The 1,046-nt window shown below is 66.2% G+C and carries 1 protein-coding gene; it reads right to left on the minus strand.

Annotated elements, in window-relative coordinates:
- Window positions 1–1,046 (minus strand): transketolase-like TK C-terminal-containing protein (locus ACR65K_RS20615; RefSeq protein ID WP_440154745.1); only part of this gene is annotated, 1,046 nt, incomplete at both ends.

Genomic DNA, 1,046 nt, shown 5'->3' on the forward strand with positions numbered 1-1,046 from the left:
GCGCGGGTGTCGGAGAAGCCGAAGCCGTCGGCGCCGAGGGTGGCGAATTCGTTGGGGACGAATTGGCGGATCTGGTCCGGGATGGCTTTCATGTAGTCGGACACGGCGACGATGGGGCCGGTGGCGCCTTCGAGTTGTTGGGTGACGAAGGGGGTGCGGGCGGGTTGGCCGGGGTTGAGGAAGGCTTCTTCTTCGGCGGCGAGTCCGTCGCGGCGGAGTTCGTTCCAGGAGGTGACGGACCAGACGTCGGCGGAGACGTTCCAGTCATCGGCCAGGATGCGTTGGGCGTCGATGGCCCAGGGCACGGAGACGCCGGAGGCGAGGATCTGGGTGCGGGGACCGTCGATCTTTGCCGGGGCGAGCAGGTAGATGCCCTTGATGACGCCTTCGATGTCGAGGTTTTCCGGTTCGGCGGGCTGGACGATGGGTTCGTTGTACACGGTGAGGTAGTACATGACGTTCTTGTCGTCCGAGTCCGGCCCGTACATGCGTTCCAGGCCCGAGCGCATGATGTGGCCGATTTCGTAGCCGTAGGCGGGGTCGTAGGTGATGACGGCGGGGTTGGTGGAGGCCAGCAGGGGGGAGTGGCCGTCGGCGTGCTGGAGGCCTTCGCCGGTGAGGGTGGTCCGTCCTGCGGTGGCGCCGATGATGAAGCCGCGGGTCATTTGGTCCGCTGCTGCCCAGAAGGCGTCGCCGGTGCGTTGGAAGCCGAACATGGAGTAGAACACGTAGACGGGGACCAGGGGCACGCCGTGGGTGGCGTAGGAGGTCCCGGCGGCGGTGAAGGCTGCCACGGCGCCGGCTTCGTTGATGCCGGGGTGGATCAGTTGCCCGGCGGGGGATTCCTTGTAGGCCAGGACCAGGTCGCGGTCCACGGAGAGGTAGTTCTGGCCCTTGGGGTTGTAGATCTTCGCGGTGGGGAAGAACGCGTCCATGCCGAACGTGCGGGCTTCGTCGGGGATGATCGGGGCGATGTGCTTGCCGAAGTTCTTATCCCGCATCAGGTCCTTGAGCAGGCGGACGAAGGCCATGGTGGTGGCGGCCTG

The sequence above is a fragment of the Arthrobacter sp. SAFR-179 genome, assembly GCF_059414945.1.